Here is a 25,508-nt window from a genome sequence, read left to right as displayed (position 1 = left end):
TCAGGCTGCTTCCGCCGTGCGGGCAGAGACTTTCTGGCGGGCTTCCATCATCTCGATGCGAGCGGAATCTTCCTCGGCAATGCCGCGGTAGAAATCGCGCTTGTTCTTCAGCCAGAGCAGTTCGAACTCGATGGCGAGTTCCATGCCGGCCTGAGCGCGGCCATCATCCGCAACGACTGAATCGAAGACCACCTTGCGGGTTTCGAAGCGATCAAGTCGGTGGCGGCGAGCGCCTGAGAGAAGCGGAATCGAATCCGGGCTGACACCGCCGCCCACGACCAGTTCGACGCCGCGGATGCGAGCTTCCTGCGCCACGCGGTTCACGTAGGCAGTCATTTCCGGCGAATTGACGAAGCCTCGATCCTTGCCAAGTGAACCGGCAAAATCCACGCGGCCGAACACGAAGCCCACCTTGCCGGCCTGTGCGACGCTGCCGAGTTCCTCGAGATGCTCGAAGGTTGCCGCAGTTTCGACGTTGAACAGGAAGGACATGTCCTCCTGTTCCTTTGCCGGAAACACCTTGTTCTTGGCAGCGATGAACTTGCTGAGCGCGTAGGGCGTTTCGACCATCGGGGCGATGATCATGTCGACGCCGTACTGGCGTGCTTCGATCAGATCACGGATCGCCTCGCACCCGCCGATCTTCAGTGCCACCTTGAGCCCGGCGCGGCGCGCCAGTTCGAGCAGGCGAAGAAATTCGTCGGATCGTGTGCCTTCCGCTTCGAATTCCGCCTTGACCGCAACGAAACCGAGATCTTTCCGTCCCTTTTCGAGAATGGCAAGCATCTGTTTTTCATAAGTATTCATCTTGTCATCCTGTCCTTTGAACCAACAGATCAGCGCTTGCCATTGACGAAATTGGCGAGCATTTCGATGCTGTAGGAAAGATGGTCTTCAGTAAGACCCGGATAGAGACCAAGCCAGAAGGTGTTGGTCGTCACGAGATCGGCGTTGGCAAGGTCGCCAACGACACGAACATTGCGCCCCTTCATGTAGGGCTGATGCAGCAGGTTGCCGCCAAACAGCAGGCGCGTACCGACCTGCTTGTCATTGAGGTACTGAACGAGTTCTTCGCGATTCAGGCCGCTTTCGGGGCGGATCGTCAGCGGGAAGCCAAACCAGCTCGGCTTGCTGCGCGGGGTGGCCTCGGGCAGGATGAACACATCCTCGAGCGGGCGCATCAGTTCGATCAGCTTGGCAAAATTGCGACCGCGCGCGGCAATGAACTCATCGACCTGCGCAAGCTGGGCAAGGCCCACGGCGGCCTGCATGTCGGTGATCTTCAGGTTGTAGCCGACATGGCCGTACGTGTACTTGTGGTCATAGCCATGCGGCAGTGTGCCGAGGCGGCGGGCAAAGCGCTTGCCGCAGGTGTTGTCCTGTCCGGGCGCACACCAGCAATCCCGGCCCCAGTCACGGATGGATTCGACCACGCGCTTGAGCCGTGGTTTGTCGGTGAACACGGCGCCGCCTTCGCCCATGGTGATGTGGTGGGCGGGGTAGAACGACAGCGTGCCGAGATGGCCAAAGGTGCCGACGGGCTTGTCGTCATAAGTGGCGCCGAGCGCGTCGCAGGTGTCCTCGACCACCCAGAGATTGTACTTCTCGGCAACGCGCATGACTTCGGCGAGGTCGAACGGGTTGCCCAGCGTATGGGCGATCATGATCGCACGGGTCTTTTCCGAAACCGCCGCCTCGATCATTTCCGGCTTGATGTTGTAGGTCGGGATGTCGACGTCGACGAACACCGGGAAAAGGCCGTACTGCAACGACGGATTGACCGTGGTAGGGAACCCGGTGGCCACGGTGATGACCTCGTCACCGGCCTTCAGCGCTTCGCTGCGATGGTAGTGCGAAGTCAGCGCGGCAAGGGCGAGAAGGTTGGCTGACGAGCCGGAATTGGTGGTGAGCGCGTGTGCCACGCCCATGCGCTTTGCCAGCTGCTCTTCGAACAGCGCGTTGTAGCGCCCCGTGGTCAGCCACATGTCAAGGCTGGCGTCGACCAGGTTGCGCATCTCGCTTTCGCCCACGACCTTGCCGGAGACCGGCACAGGGCTCTGCCCCGGTACGAAGGGGCGCGGTGCGTGGAAGCGGCGAGCATACTCGCCTGAGAGACTGACGATCAGTTCGCGCAGTTCAGCTTCGCCCGCATGGGCAGCCACGGCCTGAACGTCGGCAGCGCGAGGAAGGGTGTCGGTTGTCATGTCATGCACTGCCTGATTGGAATTGCTGGAATTTTTCACGGTATTCGGCGAGCTGGCGGAGGGAGGTGGCCCTTGCGCAGGCGCCGCGATCCACGGTCTGGTGCCACGAGACGATGCGCCGCAGAGCTTCGTCGAGACCCCAGGTCGGTCGCCAGCCCAGGACGCTGCGCGCTTTTGCGCAATCGAGCCTGAGATTGTGCGCCTCGTGGCGATCGGCTGCAGTCCCTGGACTGTCCCAGCCGGACACGCCCCAAGCTTCGGTCATCCTGTCGGCAATCCAGTCAACCGGGCGGGTGTCGTCATCGGCGGGACCGAAGTTCCAGCCTTCGGCTGCCCAGGACTTCCCTGAAGCGAGTGCCTCGGCAATCATCAGGTAACCGCCCAAGGCCTCAAGGACGTGTTGCCAGGGACGGATCGCGCGGGGATTTCGGATCAGCGGGCGCTCGCCAGCGATCAACGCGCGGACGATATCCGGGATCAGGCGGTCGCGTGCCCAGTCCCCCCCGCCGATGACGTTGCCGGCGCGGACCGAGGCAAGGCCCGCCGCGCCTTCGGCCGAGAAGAAGCTGCGGCGATAGGCCGATATCACGATCTCGGCCGCACCCTTGCTGGCGGAATAGGGATCGTGCCCACCCATCGGATCGTTCTCGCGATAGGGCCAGAGCCATTCGCGATTCTCGTAGGCCTTGTCCGACGTGATGCACACGATCGCGCGGAGTGACTTTGCCTGTCGACACGCCTCGAGCATGTGCACCGTGCCCTGGACATTCGTCGCGAACGTCTCGACCGGGGTTTCGTAGGACAGGCGGACGAGCGGTTGCGCGGCCATGTGGAACACGACTTCCGGATCGCATCGTTCGACCGCGGCGACGCACGTGGGCAAATCGCGGATGTCGCCCTCGATATGGTCAACAATCGCATCGATTTGTGCCTGCCGGAACAGGCTCGTCTCTTCGGCGGCAAGTGAAAGACCGGTGACCTTTGCCCCCATCTGCTTGAGCCAGAGAGATAGCCAGCTGCCCTTGAAGCCGGTGTGGCCGGTAAGCAGGACCCGGCGTCCTGCCCAGAAGGTGGGATCGTGCAGATAAGTCATGCTCACCAGCACTTCCACGGCGCAGAACCTTCGGCCCAGAGGCGATCGAGCAATTGCTTGTCGCGCAGCGTGTCCATGGGTTGCCAGAACCCGCTGTGGCGGAAGGCGACGAGTTCGCCCTGCCGGGCCAGCGTTTCAAGCGGGCCGCTTTCCCAGATCGTGCCAGCGCAGGGGATCAGATCGATCACAGACGGATCGAGGACGAAGAATCCGCCGTTGATCAGCCCGCCATCCCCAGCGGGCTTTTCCTTGAAGTCGACAACCTTGTCGCCATCGAATTCCAGCGCGCCGAACCGTCCGGGAGGGGCGACGGCCGCGATGGTCGCCTTGCGTCCATGAGCGCGGTGAAATGCGAGTTCGGCGGTCACGTCGATATCGGCAACGCCATCGCCATAAGTGAAGCAGAATGGCTCATCATCGAGATGGGAGCGGACTGCGCGCAGCCGTCCACCGGTCTGCGCTTCGGCACCGGTTTCGACCAGGGTGACTTTCCAAGGCTCACACTTGGCCTGGTGCACTTCCATTGCGTTGCGTGACAGATCGATTGTCACATCGGCCGAATGCAGAAAGTAATTCGCGAAGAACTCCTTGATGACGTATCCCTTGTAACCCAGGCATATCACGAAATCAGTCACGCCGTGGGCGGCATATATTTTCATGATATGCCATATTATCGGAAATCCGCCGACTTCGACCATTGGCTTTGGGCGAACAGACGTTTCTTCACCGAGGCGAGTCCCTAGACCGCCTGCCAGAATGACCGCTTTGGTCAAAGTATACCCCAGAATGATTGTATGATATAGGAGCGTCGCCCCAACCACTCCTCATTATTACTTAGGTTTGCCAAAAGCGCGGCAATTCGCGTCCATTATGGAGAAGAAGCGAAAAGTTACCTTCATTTAGAAGCTAATAATGCGGACGACCGGTCCGCTTCTTGGCGCATTTTCCTGCGGGCGAAGCACGACCCGCTCCTGTCCCTGTTGCAGGAGCGTCTGGTACATTCGCAGTTCGCCGGCGAAGCGATCGCTTTCGGCTGCGTAGCGATCATACTGGGCAATGATCGCATAATCGGCCGTGCAGGAACTGGCGCGTTCAGGGGCAAGTGTGCCGTAATCGACGATGGCTCTTGATCCCCGTGCGGCCTCGATTGTGGCGTAATCGATCTTGCCCGCAAGCATGGCTTTGGCGTCCACGCAACCCGCATCGCCCATCGGAAACAGGATGCGCCATGGTGCGGCCTGCAGATCGAAGGCAAACTGTTCGATAAGCACCGTGGAGCCGGGGGGAATGTTGCCCAGTGCCCAGGCAGATGCGGCTTGGCGCGTATCCTCGGCCCGCGCCTCGGTGCGATCGAGTGCGGCTGCGGCCAATGGAGCGGCGACCCCTGTAAGAATGACGGGAAGAGCCAGTCTTTGGGCCCGGAATCCAAGCGAAGCGACCCGGCTTGCAACCCGGCTTGCCGCAGCACCGAGGGCAATTGCCATTAGAGGCAGTAGCGGCAGGGCCCAGCGGTCCCACACCAGATGCTGAGCCGCAAGTACCATGATAAAGCCCAGCAGCACCGGCAGCAGTATTCTTGCCGCAAACCCATGCCGCGCGATCAACCACAATCCCCAGATTGCGAGCAGGCTTCCCGACAGGCCGAGGCCGTTCAAGACCGGACCCTGCCCGTACCACACCAGATTCTGCCAAGGAGAGCCACCGGTTGCGCCGAGATGATGGGCCTGTGCCTCGCCCTGCAGGTTCCGCCACAGCGTTTCGTGATCCAGCACAAGGTAGGGGGAGATCAGCAGCAGCAGTGCGAGAGTCAGCGCGCCGAACGCCGCGACCCTTGCGAGGCTCTCGCGAAAGGAAGCCTCACCTTTGCTCCATCGATTCAGCAGGACCGCGATCATCGGCAAGGCACCCAGTGCAAACGGCCACTTGGTGGCGACGGCCAAGGCCAGCCAGACCGCCGCCCACACGAAGCGGCTGTTCGAGGGCTCGCGCGCATGGCGTGCCGTGGCGATCAGGCAGGCAAGCAGAAAGCTTGTCGCCATTATGTCTGATCTGATGACTTGCGCCCAGGTCACTGCCAAGGGGCTGACCGCAAGGACCAATCCCGCGCCCAGTGCTACCTTTCGATCGAGAAGTTCGTCGGCGAGGCGCATGGTCAGCCAGACGCTGAGCACTCCGAACGCGGCCATGACTATGCGTCCCGGCAGGATCACCAATGTCGGATCGGCAAAGACCGCGTCGGCAAAGGCCGTGGGCGATGCGAAGTGGCCGCTGACGTAGCCCGCTGCGAACACGATCAGGTCTACCAGCGCGAGAACGTACATGGTCGTTGTGGCGGGATGGCCGAACCATCCGGGATTGAGCGTGCCGGTGCGCAGTATGCGGATGGCACCCATCTCGAACATCAGTTCGTCAGGATCATTGAGTGCAGGCAGGCCGAAATCGATGTGCTGCAGGCGCAAGGCTGCTGCCACAAACAGAACGGCCACCACAATGATCTTCAACCTGATACTGGTCATTCGCAGGTCTGATCAGCCGTATGCGGTGCCGCAAGCGAAGAGTCCGGGTGCGGCATTTTATCAGTCGGTCCCTGTCTGTGCCCGCCTTTCTGCCGACCGTTCTTCGGAAAGAGAACACGGCGCGGAATTACAGCGAGCTTCAAGGCACCCTAGAGCCTCTCGTCGCAATAGTCCGCGTCGGGCCGCTCCATTTTGGATTCACTTTCGATAAGTCGAGGTGCGGCCTGGCCGTCAGAACGGGATCTCCGCGCCATCCCAGGCCATCAACCTGCCGGATTGCGCTGCCGTCAGGCCGTCGATCACGTCGAGCAGATGCCGCGCCGACCGCTCAGGTGTGAACAGCTTCCCTGCAGGAACACCGCGCTGGAACGGGCGGGACAGGGGCGTGTCAACCGTGCCGGGATGCAGCGTTACGGCCACGGCGTGAGGGTGCGTGCGGGCGAGCTCAATCGCCAGGTTCCTGACGAGCATGTTCAGCGCCGCTTTGGAAGAACGGTAGGAGTGCCAGCCGCCGAGGCTATTGTCGCTGATCGAGCCGACCCGGGCGGAGATGGCAGCGAAGACGGCAGGCCGATCCCTGGGCAGCAGGGGCAGGGTATGACGTGCGATGAGGGCAGGGCCGATGGTATTGATGGCGTAGAGCTCGGCCATCGTGCCGGCATCGAGTGCGCGCCATGACTTTTCGGGGCCTTCGCCGGTTTCGCGAACCAGACGGCCGGTCGCCACGATCACAAGGTCGAGCGGCGTGCCGATCGCTTCACAGGCCGAAGAGATCGAGCTTTCGTCGAGCAGGTCGAAGCGGTGGGCCACGACCTTGCCATGGCCCGCGCCGCCGCTGCGCGACAGGGCGTGGACTGCTTGCACGTCTTCACGCGCGGCGAGGAGGGCGGTCAGGGCGGCGCCGATGCCGCCGCTCGCGCCGAATACGGCGCAACGTTTCATCATGGTCATCACGCCGTTGATGGACCTGTGGCAACGCTCCGTCGATATGACCCAAGGCATGGTGCTGTGTTGCGAGTATAAGACAGCTTGCGCGCAGCCGCGCGACATACCATGTTGCCAAAGATACCGTTGAACGCGTTCAATTCCGAAAGTCCCAGCACGATGGCTTCCACACCGACCGAAACCGCGACGATGACCCCGATCAGCCTGACTCCGCCCGATCCGGTGCCGGTGGTCGCGCCCGCGCAGGCGGCAGGACTGGTGCCGGTGTCGGACGAGAACCGGTCCAAGCTGGAGGCCAAGGTCGATGCCTTCGTGGCTGACCTCATCTCGGTCGACGCGCAGAGCCCGGAATTCGGCAAGAAGGTCGACCAGCTTACCAACATGGGCCGCAAGGAGATTTCGCAGGCAGCGGGCATGTCGAACCGGTTTCTCGACCGGCCGATCCGTGCGATGGACAAGGATACAGGCGTCGGCGCCGACCTTGCCGCGCTGCGCCGGACGATCGAGGACCTCGATCCCGGCCGGCAGGGCAACCTGTCTTCAGGCCGAAAGTTCCTGGGGATCATCCCCTTCGGCAACAGCCTGAAGAAGTATTTCGACGGCTACACCTCGGCGCAGGGGCACATCAAGGCGATCCTCGAACGCCTTGCCTCGGGCAAGGACGAGCTGCTGATGGACAACGCCGGTATCGATGTCGAGCGCCAGAAGCTGTGGGAAGCGATGGGCAATCTCGAGCAGATGATCCACATCTCCAGGACGCTCGACGCCAAGCTTGAGGAGGCTGCCGCCGACCTCGACCATACCGATCCGGCCAAGGCCAAGGCGATCCGCGAAAGCGCGCTGTTCTATACCCGCCAGCGCACGCAGGACCTGCTGACGCAGATGGCGGTGACGGTGCAGGGCTATCTCGCGCTCGATCTGGTTAAGAAGAACAACGTCGAACTGGTCAAGGGCGTGGACCGCGCGAGCACCACGACGGTGGCGGCGCTGCGCACCGCGGTGACCGTGGCGCAGGCGATGACCAACCAGCGGCTGGTGCTGCAGCAGATCACCTCGCTCAACACCACGACGGCGAACATGATCGATTCCACCGGCAAGTTGCTGCGCGAGCAGACCGGCAAGATCCACGAGATGGCCGCTTCGAGCACGATCCCGCTGGAGACGCTGCAGCGCGCCTTCCAGAACATATACGACACGATGGACACCATCGATACCTTCAAGCTCAAGGCGCTGGACGCGATGAAGCAGACCGTCGACACGCTTTCGGGCGAGGTCGAGAAGTCGAAAGGCTACATCGCGCGGGCGGAAGGTGCGGCGCAGGCCAAGCTGGCCGGCCCGGAAACCTCGCCGCTGCTGACGCTGGAGGGCTGAGCAGCGCATGGCCAATTCCTCGGCACATGACAGCGACCGTATCCTTGCCGAAGCGCGCTCCTCGCTGGTGCGCCAGCAGGCAGGGGGGCGACGCAGCATCGGCAAGCGTTCGGCCGAACTGAAGCGCCAGCACTTCGGCAAGAAGGCCGCGCGCATGGCGATGTCGGTCGGCGTGCTGCTGGTGGGTGCGATGGTGGCGGGGATGATCCTCGATGGCATCGGCGTTACCGGGGTGATGGTGCTGGGCCTGGCGATCATTGCTGCGCTGGCATTCTTCGCGAAATATCCGAAGATGAAGGTCCCTGATCTTTCAGCGCTGAACACCGGCGATGTTCGCACGATGGTCGGGCGGACCGAACTGTGGCTTGAGGCCCAGCGTCCGGCGCTGCCTGCGCCTGCGGTGCAGTTGGTGGACCAGATCGGCGTGCAGCTCGATGGTCTGGGGCTGCAGCTGGAAGGCATCGATCCGGCCGAACCTGCCGCAGTCGAAGTGCGCAAGCTGGTGGGCGAGCATCTGCCGGGCATGGTCGAAAGCTACCGCAAGATTCCGCAGCACCTGCGGCGCGAGGAGCGCGGCGGGCGCAATGCCGATCAGCAGCTGGCCGATGGTCTTGCCAAGATCAGCAAGGAAATCGACGAGATCACGCGGCAGCTGGCGGCGGGCGATCTCGATGCGCTGGCCGTGCGCGGACGCTATCTGGACTATCGCTATGGGGAAGGTCTAGAGGCCGCGCCACAGCTTGAAGCTCCGAAGGTCTACTGATGCGTATCGCCATTCCCCACTCGCTCGACCGTGACGAAGCGCGCCGCCGCCTGCGCGAGAAGGCTGCGCAGGCGGCGGCCAAGGCCGATGGCATGGCGACCGTTAGCACCGCCTTCACCGATGACGACCACATGGTGATGACCGTCAGCGCGATGGGCTACACGCTCGATTGCGGAGTGGAACTGGCCGAGAAGGAGCTTGTGGTCGAGGTGGATATTCCCGCCAGCCTAGGCTTTGCCAAGCGCATGATCGAAGGCGTGATCCGCGAGAAGAGCGGCAAGCTGCTGACGTGAAGCCAGGGGCGCAGCCCTGAAGGCCGCGCCCTCTCCAGATCAGGCCTTTTCCAGTTGCGGGCGGTTGGCGACGAGGTTGTCGACCACGCTGGGATCGGCCAGCGTCGAGGTATCGCCAAGGTTCGACATGTCGTTCTCGCCGATCTTGCGCAGAATGCGGCGCATGATCTTGCCCGAGCGGGTCTTGGGCAGGCCAGGGGCGAACTGGATCACGTCGGGCGTGGCGATCGGGCCGATTTCGTGGCGCACCCACTGGATCAGTTCCTTGCGCAGCGCCTCGTCCGGCTCGACCTCGGCATTGCAGGTGACGAAGGCGTAGATGCCCTGGCCCTTGATGTCGTGCGGCATTCCGACGACCGCGGCTTCGGCAACCTTGGCGTGGGCAACCAGCGCGCTTTCGATCTCGGCGGTGCCCATGCGGTGGCCCGAGACGTTGATCACGTCGTCGATACGGCCGGTGATCCAGTAGTATCCGTCCTCGTCGCGCCGACAGCCGTCACCGGTGAAATAGAGGCCCTTGAAGGTGCTGAAATAGGTCTGGAAGAAGCGCTCGTGATCACCCCACACGGTGCGCATCTGGCCGGGCCATGAGTCGGTGATGACCAGGCAGCCGTCGGTCGCACCGTCGAGGAAGTTGCCCTCATTGTCGACAAGGGCGGGCTTCACGCCGAAGAACGGGCGGCTGGCCGAGCCGGGCTTGAGCGGCGTGGCGCCCGGAAGCGGGGTGATCATCGCCGCGCCGGTTTCGGTCTGCCACCAGGTGTCGACGATCGGGCAGCGGCTGTCGCCCACGACCTTGTGATACCATTCCCAGGCCTCGGGATTGATCGGCTCACCCACCGAGCCCAGCAGGCGCAGCGAGGCGCGGCTGGTCTGCTTCACCCAGTCATCGCCTTCGCGCATCAGGGCGCGCAGGGCTGTGGGAGCCCCATAGAAGATCTCGACCTTGAACTTGTCGACCACCTGCCAGAAGCGGCTGGGATCGGGGAAGTTCGGCACGCCTTCGAACATCACGGTGGTCGCGCCGTTGGCGAGCGGTCCGTAGACGACATAGGAGTGGCCGGTGACCCAGCCGATGTCGGCCGCGCACCAGTAGATCTGGCCGGGACGGTAATCGAACACGTACTGGTGGGTCATCGAGGCCCAGACCGAGTAGCCGCCGGTGGTGTGCAGCACGCCCTTGGGCTTGCCGGTGGAGCCTGAAGTGTAGAGGATGAACAGCGGGTCTTCCGCATTCATTTCCTCCGGCGTGCAGTCCGCGCTTTGCGCCGAAACGCCGGTGGCCCAATCAACGTCGCGGCCTTCAACCATCGGCACGTCGGCACCGGTGTGGCGCAGCACGATGACACTGTCGACGCCCGGACACTGCTTGAGCGCTTCGTCGACGTTGGCCTTGAGCGGAACCTTCTTGCCGCCGCGCAGGCCTTCGTCAGACGTCAGGACGATGCGGCTGTCGCAGTCGATGATGCGACCGGCAAGGGCATCGGGGCTGAAGCCGGCAAAGACGATCGAGTGGATCGCGCCGATGCGGGCGCAGGCAAGCATGGCGACGGCGGCTTCGGGCACCATCGGCAGGTAGATCGTGACGCGCTCCCCGCGCTTCACCCCTTGCGCCTTGAGCAGGTTGGCAAAGCGGCAGACCTGTTCGTGCAGCTCGCGGTAAGTGATCTCGCGGTGGGGCGTGGCAGGGCTGTCCGGCTCCCACAGGATGGCGATCTGTTCGCCGCGCTCTGCCAGGTGGCGGTCAAGGCAGTTGGCAGAGAGGTTGAGCGTGCCGTCCTCGAACCAGCGGATGCCGAAATCGGCTTCGTGATAGGAAGTGTTCTTCACCTTGGTGAAGGGCTTGATCCAGTCTAGCCGCTTGCCGTGTTCGGCCCAGAACGCTTCGGGATATTCCACCGACTGGCGGTACATCTCGAAGTAGCCCGCTTCATCGACAAGGGCGTTCTCGGCCCATTCTGCAGGGACCGGATAGACTGCTTCGCCCATGTTCAAACCCTCCTCGAAACTTTCTCTTGCCCGCGTGTCTACCGTGTGCCGGCCGTTTGGGCTTTTGGACAATAGTCGTAGATATCTGCCGACTCCGCCGAAGCGGCAAGGCGCTCCATAAGCCCTTGGCAGCACGATGTTGCGATTGGCAAGCGCTTGACGCAATAGCAGGAAATGCAAACCTTCGCCGACTATCACGCGCATGTCTATTTCGATCCCGCAGAAGCAGACGAAGCCGGTGCGCTGTGCATGAGAATGCGCGACGAACTTGGCGTCGCAATGGGGCGAGTGCATGCTCGTCCGGTTGGCCCGCATCCGCGAGGCTCTTGCCAGCTGACGATTCAGGCGGAGCGAATCGGCCCGGCCATTGCCTGGATGATGCAAAATCGCGGGCACTTCACGATCTTCTGCCATGGCAACAGCGGCAACGATCTGGACGATCACACCCGCCATGTCATGTGGTTGGGCGATAGCGAGGCCCTCAACCTTGCTCAATTCGGATCAAATCAGTCAAAAATGTAAATCAGCAATATTTTGTCGCATTGCCGCCCGTTACGCGCAAAACGGTGCCTTCAGCTAGAGGACTTGTCGGTCTGCGGGGGCGAACGGATCGGGCAGGCGCAAACAGGGCGCCAAACCGCCGGTTTTCCCCAGCAAACGTCACCATAGTGCCTGTTCTTCAACCTTGGCACCACGGGCGTCGCTGCTATCGTGCACCGTGTTGCTGCAACCGCGCCGGAGCTTTATGCAATCTCCATCAATCGTACTTGTGGAAGACGACGGGCCGCTGCGGACGCTGACCGCGCGTGCCCTGCGGGAAAACGGCTACAATGTCCGCACTGCTGCCACTGGCGCAGAAATGTGGGTTGCGCTGGAAAGCGAGCCGGCCGACCTGGTCGTGCTCGACATCATGTTGCCGGGCACGAGCGGGATCGAGCTGTTCCGCCGCCTGCGCAAGCAAAGCGACGTGCCCATCATCTTCGTCTCCGCTCGCGGCAGCGAGGAGGATCGCGTCCTCGGGCTTGAACTGGGCGCAGACGACTATCTGCCCAAGCCGTTCAGCACGCGCGAACTGGTAGCCCGGATCGGCGCGGTGCTGCGTCGCGGGGCAAACGCCGTCACCGATACCGCTGGCGATACGGGCAGCCGGAGCGGCGACATCCATTTTGACGGCTGGTCCGTCTCGATGGCCCGGCGCGAACTGCATTCGCCCAGCGGCGCGATGGTTGACCTGACGGGGGCCGAATTCGATTTGCTGGCCACGTTCATCGGGCAGCCGCAGCGCGTACTGGGGCGCGAACGCCTGATCGAACTCTCGCGAACCCGTCTGGGTGACAGTTCGGATCGCAGCGTCGACGTGCTGGTCAGTCGCCTGCGGCGCAAGCTCTCGGCGGCCGGAGGCAATGCCCCGATCGTGACGGTTCGCGGCGTGGGGTACATGTTCAAGGCCGAAGTGCAGCGCGCCTGATGCTGTCGCGCCGCTTTGGCCTGCCCGAGCGGCTGCTGGCAATCCTGCTGCTTGTCGCGTTGGTCGATTTTGCGGCCAATACCCTGTTGTTCGATCGTGCCAGCCAGTTCGCGCTGCGCGAGGATGATGCCGCGCGCGTTGCCGAGAACCTGATCATCGCAACGCGTGCGATCGAGCGTGCGCCGGTTACCGAACGCCAGCAGGTTGCCAGGGATCTCAGTTCGGCCCGGTTCGCGCTCGACTGGCAGCCGTCAGGCAAGCGTCCAAGCGGTTCCATCCAGCTTTCACGCTTGCGCGAACAGATCATAGAAGACGCACCCGAACTCGGCCGTGCCGACTTGCAGTTGCACCTCAAACCGGTTGCCGTCGCCGGCAATGTCACCGGTTCGCTGATCTTGCCTGACCGCAGCGTCGTGCAGTTCCAGACTTATGCCAGCGATGCCTGGACACTCAATGCCGGGCGCATCCTCACGCTGATGATGCCGACCTTGGCCCTCGTGCTGCTGGCCTGGGTCCTTTTTCGGGCCACGCTGGCGCCGTTGCGGACGCTGGTCCGGGCGTCGAAAACGGTTGGTTCGGGGCCGCCGCAACTTCTTTCCGAACAAGGCACGGCGGAAGTGCGCGACCTGATCCATGCCTTCAATGAGATGCAGCAACGCGTCTATGAATCCATGACCAATCGCACGCAGTCCATGCTGGCAATCGGGCATGATCTGCGCACGCCGCTCTCGCGAATGCAACTGCGCGTCGAAAGCCTCGATCTTGACGAGGAAACGCGCGAGGGCATGAGCGCTGACCTTGGCGAGATGCGACACATGCTCGAATCGCTGCAGGCCTTCGTCGAATCCGGTGGGAGTCGCTTGCCGGCAGAGCGTATTGACGTTGCCGTCATGGCGCAGACTCTGGTGGACACGGCGGCCGACAATGGCGCCGATGCCACCTTTCACGGGCTTGAAAGCCTCGAGATCATGGCGCGTCCCGTCTCGGTGCGGCGTGCTCTTTCCAATCTGATCGAGAATGCACTCCATTACGCTGGCAACGTGCGGGTTACCGTGCGGCGCGTTGACGGGGCGGCCGAGCTACAGTTCGATGACGATGGCCCCGGCATTCCGGCCGAGCGGATCGAGGATGTTCTGCAGCCGTTCGTCCGTCTGGACACGGCGCGTGCCCGGGACACACCGGGAATGGGCCTTGGTCTCGCCATCGTGCGCCGGGCAATCCAGCTGGACAATGGCACCTTGCAATTGCGCAACCGGCCCACGGGAGGGCTCCGCGTCACGGTCCGTTTCCCGTTGGTGATCAGCTGAAGGGTTGCGAAACAGTTCGTTACACGCCCGCGCTTATGCGGAAAGATGCGACACATACTTTGACTAGTTTCCGGGCGACCTCAGTCGGTTGTCGATTCTAGTGAAAGGTCCAGCACCGTGAACGAACTTATCGGACGTGTCTTTAGCTTCGAAAAGACCATTTTCCCCGACAGCCGCGAACTGTTCGGCAAGCTCGTGAGCGAGGGGCAGTCCCCCAAGGCACTGATGATTTCTTGCGCGGACTCGCGCATTGTTCCCGAACAGATCATGCAGGCCCAGCCGGGCGAGCTGTTCGTGTGCCGCAATGCCGGAAACATGGTTCCGCCCTACGCGACGATGAACGGCGGCGTGACCTCGACCGTCGAATACGCGGTCATGGCGCTTGGCGTGCGTGACATCATCGTTTGCGGCCATTCCGACTGTGGCGCGATGAAGGCGCTCTCCGCGCCGACGCTGCCGGAAGGCATGCCGAATGTGGTTGCGTGGTTGCGTCATGGTGCCGCAGCCGAAAGCGTCGTTTCAAGCTGCTCGCCCCACCTCGGCACCGATGAGCGCGTCCGTGCGGTCAGCCTGCAGAACGTGATCGTCCAGCTTGATCACCTGCGCACTCATCCTTCGGTGGCGACGGCAATTGCCAAGGGTGAAATGTCGCTGCACGGCTGGTTCGTCGACATCAGTGCCGGCATGGTGCTTGGTCTCGATGGCGAGACCGGCGAATTCGTGCCGCTGCGCGAAGACAAGCCCCTGCCGGTGGCGCTTCCCGCCCGCTCGCGCCGCATTCTCGATACCTGGGTTGCTGAGGCCGCAGAATGACAGCCGCGACCACCGATGGTGCCGGTAGCGGGATTTCCCGCTACTTCGTGCGCGATTTCACCGCGTCGATCGTGGTGTTCCTTGTCGCCATGCCCTTGTGCATGGGGATCGCCATTGCCTCCGGCGTGCCGCCGGAGAAAGGGCTGGTCACCGGGATCATCGGCGGAATCGTCGTTGGCCTCCTCGCGGGTTCGCCGCTGCAGGTAAGCGGTCCGGCCGCGGGCCTTGCCGTGATCGTCTTCGAATTCGTTCGCGACAATGGCCTGTCCGCTCTCGGGCCGGTACTGGTGCTGGCCGGCGCCCTGCAATTCGTCGCGGGTGTGGCCAAGCTGGGCGGCGTGTTCCGCGCGATCTCGCCTGCAGTGGTCCATGGCATGCTGGCCGGGATCGGCGCGCTGATCGTGATCGGGCAGTTCCATATCCTGTTCGACGCCAAGCCGCTTTCCAACGGGATCGACAATCTTGCCATGATGCCAGCGCGCGTGCTTGGCCTGACCCCGTTCGATCTGCGTTCGACCGAACTCGCTCTCATGCTCGGCCTGCTCACCATCGGTACGATGCTGGCGTGGGAAAAGCTCAAGCCGGCAAGGCTTGGCCTGGTACCGGGCGCGCTGCTTGGCGTGCTGGCGGCGACAGGCGTGGCGTGGGGCCTCGGGCTCGACGTGGCGCGGATTGTCGTTCCGGATTCGATCGGTGCTGCCTTCGCTCTGCCCGGTGGTGACTTCCTTGCTCCGCTGACCAACGGCTCGCTGATCGTCTCGGCAATTGCCATCGCCTTCATCGCCAGCGCTGAAACCCTGCTTTCGGCCGCAGCGGTTGACCGGATGCACGATGGCGTGCGGACGGACTACAACAAGGAATTGCGGGCGCAGGGTGTCGGCAACCTGCTTTGCGGTGTGGTCAACGCGCTGCCGATGACGGGCGTGATCGTGCGCAGTTCGGCCAACGTTCAGGCGGGTGCGATGACCCGCATGTCTGCGGTCATGCACGGAGTGTGGATACTCGGCTTTGTGGCCCTGCTGCCCTTTATCCTGCGCGAAGTGCCGATGGCGGCGCTGGGCGGCGTTCTCGTGGTCACCGGATGGAAGCTGGTCAGCATCAAGCAGGTTCGCCGCCTCTTTGAGGTGCACGGCTTCATGCCAGCTCTGATCTGGGTCGCGACCTTCACGCTCGTGGTGACGACCGACCTCCTGACCGGTGTGCTCGTCGGTCTTGCGCTGTCTGCGCTCGAACTTGTTCCGCACCTGCGTAACCTGCGCTTCCGCGTGGGCGAGCAGACCGTGGGCGAAACCGTGCGGCTTGAACTGGAAGGCGCGGCCACTTTCCTCGGTCTTACGCGCCTCACCAATGCTCTCGAGCAGGTTCCGGTTGCCAAGCCTGTCCACGTCGATCTCGATCGTGTCCACGCGATGGACCACACCACGGCCGAGATGCTGACGGAGTGGCTGGCGCGTCGCAAGCAGCGCGGGAATGCGGTGACCGTTTCGGGCCCCGCGCCGTTGCTGAAAACACTGGCGCACGCCTGACCACTGGCTTGATTCCGGGCCAAAGCTGGCAAATCGCGCGCGACATCCCACCCCCTCTTGTTGCGCGCATGGTGGCAAGAGTCCGCAGAAATTGCGGGCTCTTGCCACTTTGCACAAGAATCTATCTTGCAGTGCAGCAAAACCGGGTGTAATACTTTGGGCTCTGCAGTGACGTCGCTCCGTTCTTGAGAAGCGCTCGCACGGCAGACGCAGGTGGAACGTGATAACCTATCCAGGGAGCGTTCCGTATGAAGACCCGTCTCGCCGCAGCCGTGGCACCTGTCGCCCTCGCACTCTTTGCGACTCCGGCTTTCGCGCAGGAAGAAACCCCCGCCATCACCGTTTCGGGCAGCGCTGCTCTCGTTTCGGACTACCGCTTCCGCGGCGTTTCCATGACCGACAAGGAAATGGCGGTTCAGGCCGGCGTCACCGTGGCGCATGAAAGCGGCTTCTATGTCGGCACCTGGGGTTCAAACCTCGCAGGCTGGGGCACCTTCGCGGGTTCCAACATGGAACTCGACATTATCGGTGGCTACAAGACCGAAATCAGCGGCGTGACGGTCGATGTCGGCCTGACCTGGTACATGTATCCGGGCGGTCTCGACAACACGGACTTCGCCGAGCCCTACGTCAAGGTGTCCGGGTCGGTCGGTCCTGCAAATCTTCTTGTCGGCGCAGCCTATGCTCCCAAGCAGGAAGCTCTCGGCCAGTGGTACAATTCGGGTGCTTCGGCTGCCACCGGCGTTTACGACAATCCGGGTGCCAAGGCTGACAATCTCTATGTCTGGACCGATGCATCGGCAGGTATCCCTGACACCGGCCTGACCGTGAAGGGCCACATCGGCTACACCACCGGCGGCAACAAGGGCCTTGGCCCTCAAGGCACCTCGGTTTCGCCGACCGGTGATTATGTCGACTGGCTGGTTGGCGCCGATTACACCCTCGGCAACGTCACGCTCGGCGTGGCCTATGTCGATACCGACCTCACCCCGACCGACTTCAATTACCTGACGCCGAACTTCTCGTCGACCAAGGATGGTTCGTCGATCGCCGGTTCGCGCGTGGTTGTTTCGGCTACTGTCGCCTTCTGATCAGGCCGGCCCTTGGCCGCTACCTGACGATCAATGACGAAAGCCCTTCTCTCCGATGCGGAGGGGAGGGCTTTCTCTTTGTGCGTTCCGCCCGTCACCAGCGGGCGGAATAAAATTGTTATGGCATATACCAAATGGTTCATGCGCCGCCTTCCAGCGCGGTCTAGCCATGTGCCGAGGTCGACCGATGCGAGTCGACCACCAGGGAGAAAGTTCACGATGACTCTTGCCATTCGTCTGACCGCAGCCGCGCTGTCCGGACTGCTGGCCTTCCCGATGCCGGTTCACGCGCAGCAACAATTGCCGGCGCAACTGCAATCCGGTCCCGCTTCGGAAGTGCCGGTGGCAACGCAGGTAATGCGCTGGCGCATGAACGACGCCGACGTGAACAGCTTTGCCTTTCGCAACATGGATCAGCTGTTCACCACGCGCACGGTCGCGCATTCCGGGGCACCGTGGGCCTTGCCCAAGGTCGAACGCCCGATGGATTTCACCTACGCATTCGGCGGAAAGACCTGGACCGCCGAACAGGCGCTCGAGCGCACTTATACCAACGCTCTCCTGATCATGAAGGACGGGCGGATCGTCACCGAAATCTATCGCAATGGCTCGAACGAGCGCACGCGCTTCATGGGCTGGTCGATGACCAAGTCGCTGACCTCGACGCTTGTTGGCGCAGCCCTTGCCGATGGGCTGATCAGCTCGCTCGATGATCAGATCGTGCGCTATCTGCCCGAATTGAAAGGGAGCGGCTACGATGGCGTGACCATCCGCCAGATCCTGCAGATGCGTTCGGGCGTCGATTACGAGGAGCGCTACGACTTCGCCAATCCCGGCATCGCGGCAAGCAACCACATCAACGCTCTCGTCAAGAACGTCGCGCGCTTTGCCGATGTCGCCCGCACCATCAAGCGCAAGTCGAAGCCCGGAGAAGTCTTCGCCTACAAGACCATCGACACCGCCGTGCTTGGCTGGCTGATCGAACGAGTCAGCGGGGGCTCGGTGGCGGCCTATACCGCGCGCAAGCTGTGGGAACCGCTCGGCACCGAGACTGATGGCTTCTACATCATGGATGGCCAGCCCGGCACCGGGCGCGAGTTCAGCGGCGCCGGCTTCAACGCCACGCTGCGCGATTGGGCGCGCTTCGGCCAGATGATGCTCGATGGCGGCATGGCCAACGGCAAGCGCATCATCAGCGAGGAATGGGTCAAGGCCGCGCAGGCGCCGGCCGGCCCCGAGGACGGACCGGAAGGTGGCTATGGCTATCAGTGGTGGACGATGGCCAATTCGCCTGCCTATTCGGCCATCGGACTGCAGGGGCAGTACGTTTACGTCGATCCCGCCAGCCGGACCGTGGTGGTCAAGCTGAGCTACTTCCCTCCTGCGGAAGGCAGTGTCGGACAGGAAACCATGGCGTTCCTTGCCGCCGCCTCTGCGTGGAAGCCGGCACCGTAAGCAATAACAACAGGGAGGATACCATGAAGACTCAGTTCGCGCTGGGCTGCGCGATGACGCTCGCCTTTGTCACCCAGCCTGGCACCGCGTTTGCGCAAGCGGCACAAGATACGGCCAGCGCGCCGGAAGAGGCCAGCGAAGGCGTTGGCGAAATCATCGTTACCGCGCAGCGTCGCAAGGAAAAGCTCCAGGACGTCGCCGTTTCCGCCACCGCCTTCGATGCCAGCGCTCTGGCCGACAAGGCCGTGACCAACCTGGCCGACCTGCAGAACGCCAGCCCCGCGCTGTCCATCTCCGATGGCGGCATCACGCAGTCGATCAATATTCGCGGCATCGGCCTTGCCAGCAATTCGCCAAGCGTGACGGCAGGTGTCGCGACGTATGTCGACGGCCTGTTCCAGCCACCGATCGTGCAGGCCAACAGCTTCTACGACCTTGCCAGCGTCGAGGTGCTGCGGGGGCCGCAGGGCACGCTCGTCGGCTCGAACTCCACGGGTGGCGCAATCTTCATCAACACGCAGAACCCGCTGCTGGATGAGGGGCTGGGCGGATATGCCATGTTCGGCGGCGGAAACTACAACTCGGTTCAATCCGAAGCCGCAGTGAACCTGCCCGTTTCCGACACGTTCGGCTTCCGCGCAGCAGGCTTCTATCGCAACCGCGACAGCTTCTACACCAGCGTCGGCCCGGTCGGGAATGATGCGGGCAAGCTGCGCGAAGGTGGCGGCCGCCTTACCGCCATGTGGAAGCCCGGCTCGTTCCAGGCGGTGGCCAAGGTCTCGTTCAACGATCGCGACACGGGCGGCTATGCCTATCGCCCGATCCTGGGCACGCCTTACGACGTCTTCCGCGTGGGCGATATCCGCACGATCAGCTTCGATACCCCGGTCGCCAACCGCGAACGCTCATTCCAGGCCAGCCTCGAGCTGCGGCAGGAGCTGGCAAGCGGCATCACCCTGCGCTCGGTCACTGGCTACCAGAACAAGCGTATCAATGCCCTGAACGACGTCGACGCCTCGGCGGGGCCAGGCGGTATTGCCGAAGACTACTTTGCGGGGGAGAAAGTCTACACGCAGGAAATCAACATCATCTCGCCCACCGAAGGCCGGTTCGACTGGATCCTTGGCGGATATTTCCAGCGCAACGATATCGCGATCCGCATCCTGCAGGACCAGCAGGGTTTTCCGACCGATATCATCGGCGGCAACCAGCGCACCACCACGGGCTTGTTCGCGCAGGGCAATTACGAGATCGTCCCGGGCCTGGAAGCCCAGCTCGGCGCGCGCTATTCCACCTACAAGGCCACCGGCTATGGCGACGTGACCATCGGCGCGGGCATTCCGGGCTTTCCTCCCGGCGGCCTGGCCGTTGCCTCACTGGCCGGCAGCCACAAGGACTCGCTCGCCACCGGCAAGTTCGCGCTCAACTGGAAGGTCGATGCCGACAACCTGCTCTATGCGCTGGTTGCACGTGGCTACAAGCCCGGCGGCTTCAATTCGCCCACATCGAACTTCGATCCGGAGCGCGTGATCAGCTACGAAGCGGGGTGGAAATCCGCCTTCCTGCGCAACCGCATCCGAACCCAGATCAGCGCGTTCTACAACAAGTACGCCAACTTCCAGTTCAACGTCGTGGAACCGAGCACTGGCTTTGCGGGCGTGGAGAACATCTCGACTGTCGAGATCAAGGGCGTGGAAGCGCAGGTGCAAGGGCGCTTCGGCGGCTTCGGCTTCGATGCCAACGTGGCTTTCGTGGATTCGGATCTGGCGAGCGTCACTTTCGTCAACACCCGCCAGCTCGGCGGAGCCAACCTCGGCCCGCAGTGCCCGGTGGGCACGCCGTCTGCGCCGCCGTTCTGCTTCGACTACGCCCCCTTCATCCAGACTACCGGCGGCGGGCCTAACCTCTATGCGCCGCGCTGGACATGGGGCGGCGGCGTCGAATACGAGATCCCGCTTGGCGGGGAAATGTCGCTGACGCCGCGGGTGAACTATGCCTACGTCGGGGAGCAGTTCACCTACATCGGCTATTCACCGCTGTCGGATCGTCTCAACCCGCGCGGCCTGCTCTCGGCGATCGTCACTCTCAGGATCAACGACAGGCTGAAGCTCGAGGCTTGGGGCACGAACCTGACGAACAAGGACTATATCACCGGCCAACTGAACTCGAACGAGTTCTACGGTGCGCCGCGCGAGTACGGGGTCAAGCTCAACGTCACCTTCTAACGCCCGGGTGCCGGAGCGGATGGCCCGCTCCGGCCTCTACAGCCTGGCGAGGGACTGGCACACCTGCCGCACCAGGTCGGCCTGTCTTCCGACGCCCGCCTTGGCCAGGGCGCTCTTGAGCTGCATGCGCGCCGTACCCTCGGCAATGCCGCGATGCGCCGCGTAGTCCTTGACCGTCATCCCCCCGACGAGGTGCGCGGTCAACGTGGCCTCGGCCGTTGTCAGTCCGAACAGGCTGGCCACTTCGAACGCATCGATCCGGGGAGCCGTGCCGGGCGAGCACAGCGCCAGCAAGGCCAGTTTTCGCCCCCACCTGCGCTTGTCTGCCGCATCGCGGCGCAGCACGCGCAAATGAAGGACTTCGGCCGGCTGCTCACCGGGCACGCGGCAGGTATCACCCAGCGTCCCTGCGATCGCGGCGCGGACAACGCCGGTGGCCTCGCTCGCGCCAAACTGCAATCTGCCCCCTACCTGCCTGACCTGCGGCAAGGCATCGATAAGCGCCTCGGCAGCAGCGTTCATCCAGTGGATTCCCAGATCGGCGTCACAGGCGAGCAGCGCCAGGCTGGTCGAATCCATGAAGGCTTCGGCGACCGAAAGACGCGCCTCGTATCCTGCCATGCTGGTCACCAATCGCGAGACCTGCCGAAAATGCGGCAGCAGCAGGTTGAGGAAGCGCAGGTCCTCCTCGGTCATGTCGCGCCCGTCGCCGGCGTGGCGATGAAAGATCAGCGTCGTGTGTTCTCCCGGCACGGTCTTGCAGCCGAGCCAGAAACCGGCGCCGAGGCCGCAGCCTGCAAGACCGCGCCTGAGCGCCTCCCGGTCGCTTGCCGTCAGCGCAATGCAGCGCAAGTCGCTTTCGATCTCGTCCTGTCCGCGCGGTTCGGTATCGCGGCGAAACCGCGGGTTGAGCGGTGAATTCGCCCATGCGTCATGGGTTTCGGCTTCCTGGGTGGACCAGGTGTCACGCAGGCTTGTGACCGGCACCAGATCGTCCCCGTCCGTCACCAGCCGCTGAAACACCGCGCTTGCTACGCCAAGGCGCACTTTGATCGCGTCGAGGACTTCAGTCCAGCGAGCATCCTCGCCGACCGCGCCGTACATGGCCGCAACGAGATCGTTGTCGCTCACCCTTGGCCCGCACTCCTCTTCGCTCTGCCCGCCGTTTTCGATTTCAGGGCTTGCCGCGGCTGTAACCGACTTTGCGATGCGGCGATACGGTTTCCGCTACCCCGTCGACCGCGCCATGCCGCTGCGTCACGACGGCGCATCAGGCTGCCGTTCCGGCGCCGCAGACGCGAATGCGGCAAGCTTCATGCATTCCCCTTCGATCGCTGCGATCCTTCCGAAGTCGAACCTTGCGCCAAAGCGGCGTGCATTGCCCAGTTGCGGAACCAGCACCACGTCGGCCAGCGTAAGCTGATCGCCAAAGCAATAAGGACCGTCGAAGTCCGCGATGAGAGTGGCAAAGGCACTGAGGCCGCTTTCGATGACCTCGGCTGCCCAGGCATTGGTCTCGCTTTCCGTCATGCCACGCCGGCGCAACATCTTGAGCACCTTCAGGTTCTGGACCGGGTGGATGTCGCAGGCGATGACTTGCGCAGCGGCGCGAACGCGGGCGCGCTCCAGAGGCGTTGGCGGCAGGAGCGGGGGATGGGGATGCAACTCGTCCAGATATTCGCAGATGGCAAGGCTCTGGGTCAGGACCGCGCCATCGCTCACCAGCGCGGGCACGAACCCTTGCGGGTTGAGCGCGAGGTAGTCCGGCGCCTGCTGATCGCCCGCCCGCAAGTCATGCGCAACGCCCTGCCATTCGAGCCCCTTCATGCAGAGTGCGATGCGTACCCGCCACGTCGCCGTAGAGCGCCAGAAACCATGCAGGATCAGAGTATCAGTCATGAGTCGGTCCACCAGTCATGCTGGTGGTATCGCCCAGGACCGTGCCGGATGCCATCCCGCGTTCATCCCCAAGCCGCTCAGCAAGGCCGCCCGGTCCGGGTGTTCATCATGGTCTGGAGGGGCTTGCGGCATTTACGCATAGTGGCGGAGACGGAGGGATTCGAACCCTCGGTACCGGATTTACCAGTACGACGGTTTAGCAAACCGTTGGTTTCAGCCACTCACCCACGTCTCCGGATCGCAGCGGCGAGGGCGCGCTATAACGAGGGTTGTGGGGGGCGGCAAGGGGCTCTCGGGCAAAAATCCGGCCAAATCGAAAATCATTCCGCGCAGGCGGTTCGGCGCGTTTTGGACTCGGCTCATCGCCGGTTCATTGTCGTGGGCCCAGCCTTGGATTCTGCTTGAAGGGCAGGGGTGCGCAAATGCGTGCGAAGATCGGGACGGACGGGAATTCATGATTACGATGTCGAAAGCGCGCACCTTGGTAACCGGCCTTGCCGCTTGCCTTGCGCTCACCGCCAACGCCGCTTTGGCGCAGGTCCAGACAGTTGATCCCAATTCCGTGATCGACGGTGACCTTGCACCCCAGTCCAATGCACCGGCCTCGACGCCAACGCCCGCAGCAGTGCCCGCCGGTGCGGAAGCGGGTTCGCTTCCGGCGCTCCCGGCCGATGCCCCGCCGCCGTCGACGCAGCCCTATCAGCCTCCTGCACCTGCCACGCCGCAGGGCACAGTCGCCGCATCACCTCAGGCAGCAACCGGATCGACCTACAAGGACGATGACCTGATCGGCGCCGCCGAAGGCGTGTTCGGCAAGGGCGCTGCTGGCCTGGCCGACGTGATCAAGGACCTGCTCAAGAAGCAGGGCGAACCCAACGCCTACATCGTCGGCCGCGAAGCCGGGGGTGCGCTGGTTGTCGGCTTGCGCTACGGCTCGGGCACGCTGCATCACAAGGTCGAGGGTGAGCGCCCGGTCTACTGGACCGGCCCGTCGATCGGCTTCGACGCGGGCGCCAATGCTGCCAGCACCTTCGTTCTGGTCTACAATCTGTTCGACAGCGAGGAGCTGTACAAGCGCTTCCCCGCGGGCGAGGGCCAAGCCTACCTGGTTGGCGGTTTCCACGTCAGCTATCTGCGCAAGGGCGACACCGTGCTGATTCCCGTCCGCTCGGGGGCAGGACTGCGCCTTGGCATCAACGGCGGCTACATGAAGTTCTCGCGCAAGCAGAACTGGTTCCCGTTCTGACGGTTTCACGCAATATCGCTGCAAATTGTCTCCTGCATACCTTATAATTGAAATGTAGGGTTGCCCCCGAGGCCTTCCGGCGGCATGGAGCCGCCGCAATTTGCTCCCCGCAAAGGAAGGCCTCATGCTCGAAAATCTTGCCGCCCAGCCCGCCGACGCACTTCTGGCGCTGATCAAGCTCCACAATGCCGATCCGCGCGCTGACAAGATTGACCTCGGCGTGGGCGTCTACCGCACGGCCGAGGGCGACACGCCGGTGTTCAAGGCGATCAAGGCCGCCGAAGCCAGGCTGCTCGAAACGCAGGATTCCAAGGCCTACCTCGGCCCTGAAGGCGACATGGGCTTTGTCCACGCGCTTATCCCCTACGTCTTCGGCAAGGACTTCGACCGTTCGAAGGTTGAAGGGATGCAGGCTCCGGGCGGCACGGGTGCCGTGCGCCTTGCCATCGAGGTGGCCAAGCGTTCGGGCGTCAAGCGCGTATGGATGGGCACGCCCTCGTGGCCCAATCACGCCCAGATCATCGCGGCTGTGGGTGTCGAGCTGAAGACCTTCAGCCACATGACTGCCGATGGCTTTGCCGATCTCGACGCGCTCAAGGCTGCGCTCGCCCAGGCTGAGCCGGGCGATGCCGTCCTCCTTCACGGCTGCTGCCACAACCCGACCGGCGTCGACTACACCGACGCGCAGTGGGACGAGATCGCCCCGCTGCTCGTCGAGCGCAAGGTTCTGCCGATCCTTGACCTTGCCTACCAGGGCCTGGGATATGGCATGGAGGCCGACGCCTATGGCCTGCGCAAGGTTCTCTCGGTCGTTCCCGAAGCGCTGGTCGCCTACTCATGCGACAAGAACTTCGGTCTCTACCGCGATCGCGTCGGCGCGTTCTATGCCGTCACGTCTGACGCTACCGCGCTCGCCAATGCCATGGCCAACGGTGCGACGATCGCCCGCGCTTCGTGGTCGATGCCGCCCGATCACGGTGCCGCTGCGGTTCGCCTGATCCTCGCCGACGAAAGCCTGACCGCGACGTGGCTGGCCGAGCTTGACGAGATGCGCGATCGCATGCGCTGGGTGCGTGATCGCCTCGCCGCCGCGCAGCAGGTCGGTCCGATCAGCATGGCGCCGCTGGGCGTGCAGAACGGCCTGTTCTCGATGCTGCCGCTCAACGGCGAACAGATCCTCGCCATCCGCGAGAAGCATGGCGTCTACATGGCAGGTTCGGGCCGCATCAACATTGCCGGTCTGACCACAGGCAACATCGACAAGTTCGTCGAGGCCCTGCGCGACGTCGCCTGAAGCGGCACGC

22 protein-coding genes and 1 tRNA gene are annotated in these 25,508 nt (G+C 63.2%); 13 read left to right on the top strand and 10 right to left on the bottom strand.

Features of this window, described 5'->3' with window-relative positions:
- From AC3WLM_RS05730 to AC3WLM_RS05705, 6 genes are all read right to left on the bottom strand, one after another.
- Nucleotides 1-807, bottom strand: coding sequence for an aldolase/citrate lyase family protein (locus tag AC3WLM_RS05730; RefSeq protein WP_039331766.1), 807 nt, complete (start codon nt 805-807; stop codon nt 1-3).
- Nucleotides 808-836: 29 nt separating this feature from the next.
- Complete coding sequence (gene rfbH, locus AC3WLM_RS05725) at nt 837-2,204, bottom strand: lipopolysaccharide biosynthesis protein RfbH (RefSeq protein ID WP_492476845.1); 1,368 nt, start codon at nt 2,202-2,204, stop codon at nt 837-839.
- Nucleotide 2,205: 1 nt separating this feature from the next.
- Nucleotides 2,206-3,297 carry a CDP-glucose 4,6-dehydratase gene (gene rfbG / locus AC3WLM_RS05720; RefSeq protein WP_492478096.1) on the bottom strand — a complete coding sequence of 364 codons (1,092 nt, stop codon included), beginning with the start codon at nt 3,295-3,297 and terminating at the stop codon, nt 2,206-2,208.
- A 2-nt stretch (nt 3,298-3,299) separates the two neighbouring features.
- The gene (gene rfbF / locus AC3WLM_RS05715; protein WP_330217038.1) at nt 3,300-4,118 is read right to left on the bottom strand and encodes a glucose-1-phosphate cytidylyltransferase; all 819 of its coding nucleotides are present in this window, start codon (nt 4,116-4,118) and stop codon (nt 3,300-3,302) included.
- 78 nt (nt 4,119-4,196) lie between these two features.
- Entirely contained in the window at nt 4,197-5,813 is a 1,617-nt protein-coding gene (locus tag AC3WLM_RS05710; RefSeq protein ID WP_492476844.1) for an ArnT family glycosyltransferase, read from the bottom strand.
- Between the two features lie 231 nt (nt 5,814-6,044).
- Nucleotides 6,045-6,755, bottom strand: coding sequence for an SDR family NAD(P)-dependent oxidoreductase (locus tag AC3WLM_RS05705; RefSeq protein ID WP_492478095.1), 711 nt, complete (start codon nt 6,753-6,755; stop codon nt 6,045-6,047).
- Nucleotides 6,756-6,917: 162 nt separating this feature from the next.
- Between AC3WLM_RS05705 and AC3WLM_RS05700 the strand changes: the two genes are divergently transcribed.
- From AC3WLM_RS05700 to AC3WLM_RS05690, 3 genes are read left to right on the top strand one after another with little or no spacing between them, the layout of a single operon-like run.
- Nucleotides 6,918-8,129, top strand: coding sequence for a toxic anion resistance protein (locus AC3WLM_RS05700; RefSeq protein WP_492476843.1), 1,212 nt, complete (start codon nt 6,918-6,920; stop codon nt 8,127-8,129).
- Between the two features lie 7 nt (nt 8,130-8,136).
- On the top strand, nt 8,137-8,892 hold the full coding sequence (locus tag AC3WLM_RS05695; RefSeq protein WP_039331770.1) for a hypothetical protein: 756 nt from the start codon (nt 8,137-8,139) through the stop codon (nt 8,890-8,892).
- Nucleotides 8,892-9,185 (top strand): polyhydroxyalkanoic acid system family protein, encoded by a 294-nt coding sequence (locus AC3WLM_RS05690; protein ID WP_039331771.1) that lies wholly within the window; start codon nt 8,892-8,894, stop codon nt 9,183-9,185. The genes AC3WLM_RS05695 and AC3WLM_RS05690 overlap by 1 nt, the downstream gene beginning before the upstream one ends.
- Nucleotides 9,186-9,224: 39 nt before the next feature.
- On the opposite strand, the gene acs is transcribed toward AC3WLM_RS05690, so the two are convergent.
- On the bottom strand, nt 9,225-11,174 hold the full coding sequence (acs, locus tag AC3WLM_RS05685; protein ID WP_492476842.1) for an acetate--CoA ligase: 1,950 nt from the start codon (nt 11,172-11,174) through the stop codon (nt 9,225-9,227).
- A gap of 174 nt (nt 11,175-11,348) precedes the next feature.
- On the opposite strand from acs, the gene AC3WLM_RS05680 reads away from it, so the two are divergent.
- From AC3WLM_RS05680 to AC3WLM_RS05645, 8 genes are all read left to right on the top strand, one after another.
- Nucleotides 11,349-11,696 carry a DOPA 4,5-dioxygenase family protein gene (locus AC3WLM_RS05680; protein WP_492476841.1) on the top strand — a complete coding sequence of 116 codons (348 nt, stop codon included), beginning with the start codon at nt 11,349-11,351 and terminating at the stop codon, nt 11,694-11,696.
- Between the two features lie 223 nt (nt 11,697-11,919).
- Entirely contained in the window at nt 11,920-12,642 is a 723-nt protein-coding gene (locus tag AC3WLM_RS05675) for a response regulator transcription factor (RefSeq protein ID WP_039331775.1), read from the top strand.
- On the top strand, nt 12,642-13,949 hold the full coding sequence (locus AC3WLM_RS05670) for an ATP-binding protein (protein ID WP_492476840.1): 1,308 nt from the start codon (nt 12,642-12,644) through the stop codon (nt 13,947-13,949). The genes AC3WLM_RS05675 and AC3WLM_RS05670 overlap by 1 nt, the downstream gene beginning before the upstream one ends.
- A 117-nt stretch (nt 13,950-14,066) precedes the next feature.
- The gene (locus tag AC3WLM_RS05665; protein WP_492476839.1) at nt 14,067-14,762 is read left to right on the top strand and encodes a carbonic anhydrase; all 696 of its coding nucleotides are present in this window, start codon (nt 14,067-14,069) and stop codon (nt 14,760-14,762) included.
- Complete coding sequence (locus tag AC3WLM_RS05660) at nt 14,759-16,288, top strand: SulP family inorganic anion transporter (RefSeq protein ID WP_492476838.1); 1,530 nt, start codon at nt 14,759-14,761, stop codon at nt 16,286-16,288. Before AC3WLM_RS05665 ends, AC3WLM_RS05660 begins: the two co-directional genes overlap by 4 nt.
- Nucleotides 16,289-16,536: 248 nt before the next feature.
- Nucleotides 16,537-17,379, top strand: a complete 843-nt coding sequence (locus AC3WLM_RS05655; RefSeq protein ID WP_039331780.1) for a TorF family putative porin — start codon at nt 16,537-16,539, stop codon at nt 17,377-17,379.
- A gap of 219 nt (nt 17,380-17,598) precedes the next feature.
- Entirely contained in the window at nt 17,599-18,834 is a 1,236-nt protein-coding gene (locus AC3WLM_RS05650) for a serine hydrolase domain-containing protein (RefSeq protein WP_492476837.1), read from the top strand.
- 23 nt (nt 18,835-18,857) lie between these two features.
- Nucleotides 18,858-21,059 (top strand): TonB-dependent receptor, encoded by a 2,202-nt coding sequence (locus AC3WLM_RS05645; protein WP_492476836.1) that lies wholly within the window; start codon nt 18,858-18,860, stop codon nt 21,057-21,059.
- A gap of 36 nt (nt 21,060-21,095) precedes the next feature.
- Here AC3WLM_RS05645 and AC3WLM_RS05640 read toward each other — a convergent pair whose 3' ends face one another.
- The 3 genes from AC3WLM_RS05640 to AC3WLM_RS05630 form a co-directional block, all read right to left on the bottom strand.
- Complete coding sequence (locus AC3WLM_RS05640; RefSeq protein WP_492476835.1) at nt 21,096-22,190, bottom strand: helix-turn-helix transcriptional regulator; 1,095 nt, start codon at nt 22,188-22,190, stop codon at nt 21,096-21,098.
- 126 nt (nt 22,191-22,316) lie between these two features.
- Complete coding sequence (gene maiA, locus AC3WLM_RS05635; protein ID WP_492476834.1) at nt 22,317-22,958, bottom strand: maleylacetoacetate isomerase; 642 nt, start codon at nt 22,956-22,958, stop codon at nt 22,317-22,319.
- 142 nt (nt 22,959-23,100) lie between these two features.
- Nucleotides 23,101-23,193 (bottom strand) — tRNA-Ser (locus AC3WLM_RS05630).
- Nucleotides 23,194-23,412: 219 nt separating this feature from the next.
- Here AC3WLM_RS05630 and AC3WLM_RS05625 point away from each other — a divergent pair.
- Together AC3WLM_RS05625 and AC3WLM_RS05620 are read left to right on the top strand one after the other, a co-directional pair.
- Nucleotides 23,413-24,204, top strand: a complete 792-nt coding sequence (locus tag AC3WLM_RS05625) for a DUF1134 domain-containing protein (RefSeq protein ID WP_062342730.1) — start codon at nt 23,413-23,415, stop codon at nt 24,202-24,204.
- A 124-nt stretch (nt 24,205-24,328) separates the two neighbouring features.
- On the top strand, nt 24,329-25,498 hold the full coding sequence (locus tag AC3WLM_RS05620; protein ID WP_492476833.1) for an amino acid aminotransferase: 1,170 nt from the start codon (nt 24,329-24,331) through the stop codon (nt 25,496-25,498).
- Nucleotides 25,499-25,508 lie beyond the last annotated feature (10 nt).

The sequence above is a fragment of the Novosphingobium sp. FW305-C-30-35 genome (genome assembly GCF_058783135.1).
The sequence above is the reverse complement of the archived record's forward strand: the minus strand, read 5'-3'. Positions and strand labels throughout refer to the sequence as shown.

Bases quoted from the DNA above. Each gene is read 5' to 3' on its own strand.
- AC3WLM_RS05730 (WP_039331766.1), bottom strand. From the start codon at position 807: ATGAATACTTATGAAAAACAGATGCTTGCCATTCTCGAAAAGGGACGG.
- rfbH (WP_492476845.1), bottom strand. From the start codon at position 2,204: ATGACAACCGACACCCTTCCTCGCGCTGCCGACGTTCAGGCCGTGGCT.
- rfbG (WP_492478096.1), bottom strand. From the start codon at position 3,297: ATGACTTATCTGCACGATCCCACCTTCTGGGCAGGACGCCGGGTCCTG.
- AC3WLM_RS05710 (WP_492476844.1), bottom strand. From the start codon at position 5,813: ATGACCAGTATCAGGTTGAAGATCATTGTGGTGGCCGTTCTGTTTGTG.
- AC3WLM_RS05705 (WP_492478095.1), bottom strand. From the start codon at position 6,755: ATGAAACGTTGCGCCGTATTCGGCGCGAGCGGCGGCATCGGCGCCGCC.
- AC3WLM_RS05700 (WP_492476843.1), top strand. From the start codon at position 6,918: ATGGCTTCCACACCGACCGAAACCGCGACGATGACCCCGATCAGCCTG.
- AC3WLM_RS05695 (WP_039331770.1), top strand. From the start codon at position 8,137: ATGGCCAATTCCTCGGCACATGACAGCGACCGTATCCTTGCCGAAGCG.
- AC3WLM_RS05690 (WP_039331771.1), top strand. From the start codon at position 8,892: ATGCGTATCGCCATTCCCCACTCGCTCGACCGTGACGAAGCGCGCCGC.
- acs (WP_492476842.1), bottom strand. From the start codon at position 11,174: ATGGGCGAAGCAGTCTATCCGGTCCCTGCAGAATGGGCCGAGAACGCC.
- AC3WLM_RS05680 (WP_492476841.1), top strand. From the start codon at position 11,349: ATGCAAACCTTCGCCGACTATCACGCGCATGTCTATTTCGATCCCGCA.
- AC3WLM_RS05675 (WP_039331775.1), top strand. From the start codon at position 11,920: ATGCAATCTCCATCAATCGTACTTGTGGAAGACGACGGGCCGCTGCGG.
- AC3WLM_RS05670 (WP_492476840.1), top strand. From the start codon at position 12,642: ATGCTGTCGCGCCGCTTTGGCCTGCCCGAGCGGCTGCTGGCAATCCTG.
- AC3WLM_RS05660 (WP_492476838.1), top strand. From the start codon at position 14,759: ATGACAGCCGCGACCACCGATGGTGCCGGTAGCGGGATTTCCCGCTAC.
- AC3WLM_RS05655 (WP_039331780.1), top strand. From the start codon at position 16,537: ATGAAGACCCGTCTCGCCGCAGCCGTGGCACCTGTCGCCCTCGCACTC.
- AC3WLM_RS05650 (WP_492476837.1), top strand. From the start codon at position 17,599: ATGACTCTTGCCATTCGTCTGACCGCAGCCGCGCTGTCCGGACTGCTG.
- AC3WLM_RS05645 (WP_492476836.1), top strand. From the start codon at position 18,858: ATGAAGACTCAGTTCGCGCTGGGCTGCGCGATGACGCTCGCCTTTGTC.
- maiA (WP_492476834.1), bottom strand. From the start codon at position 22,958: ATGACTGATACTCTGATCCTGCATGGTTTCTGGCGCTCTACGGCGACG.
- AC3WLM_RS05625 (WP_062342730.1), top strand. From the start codon at position 23,413: ATGATTACGATGTCGAAAGCGCGCACCTTGGTAACCGGCCTTGCCGCT.
- AC3WLM_RS05620 (WP_492476833.1), top strand. From the start codon at position 24,329: ATGCTCGAAAATCTTGCCGCCCAGCCCGCCGACGCACTTCTGGCGCTG.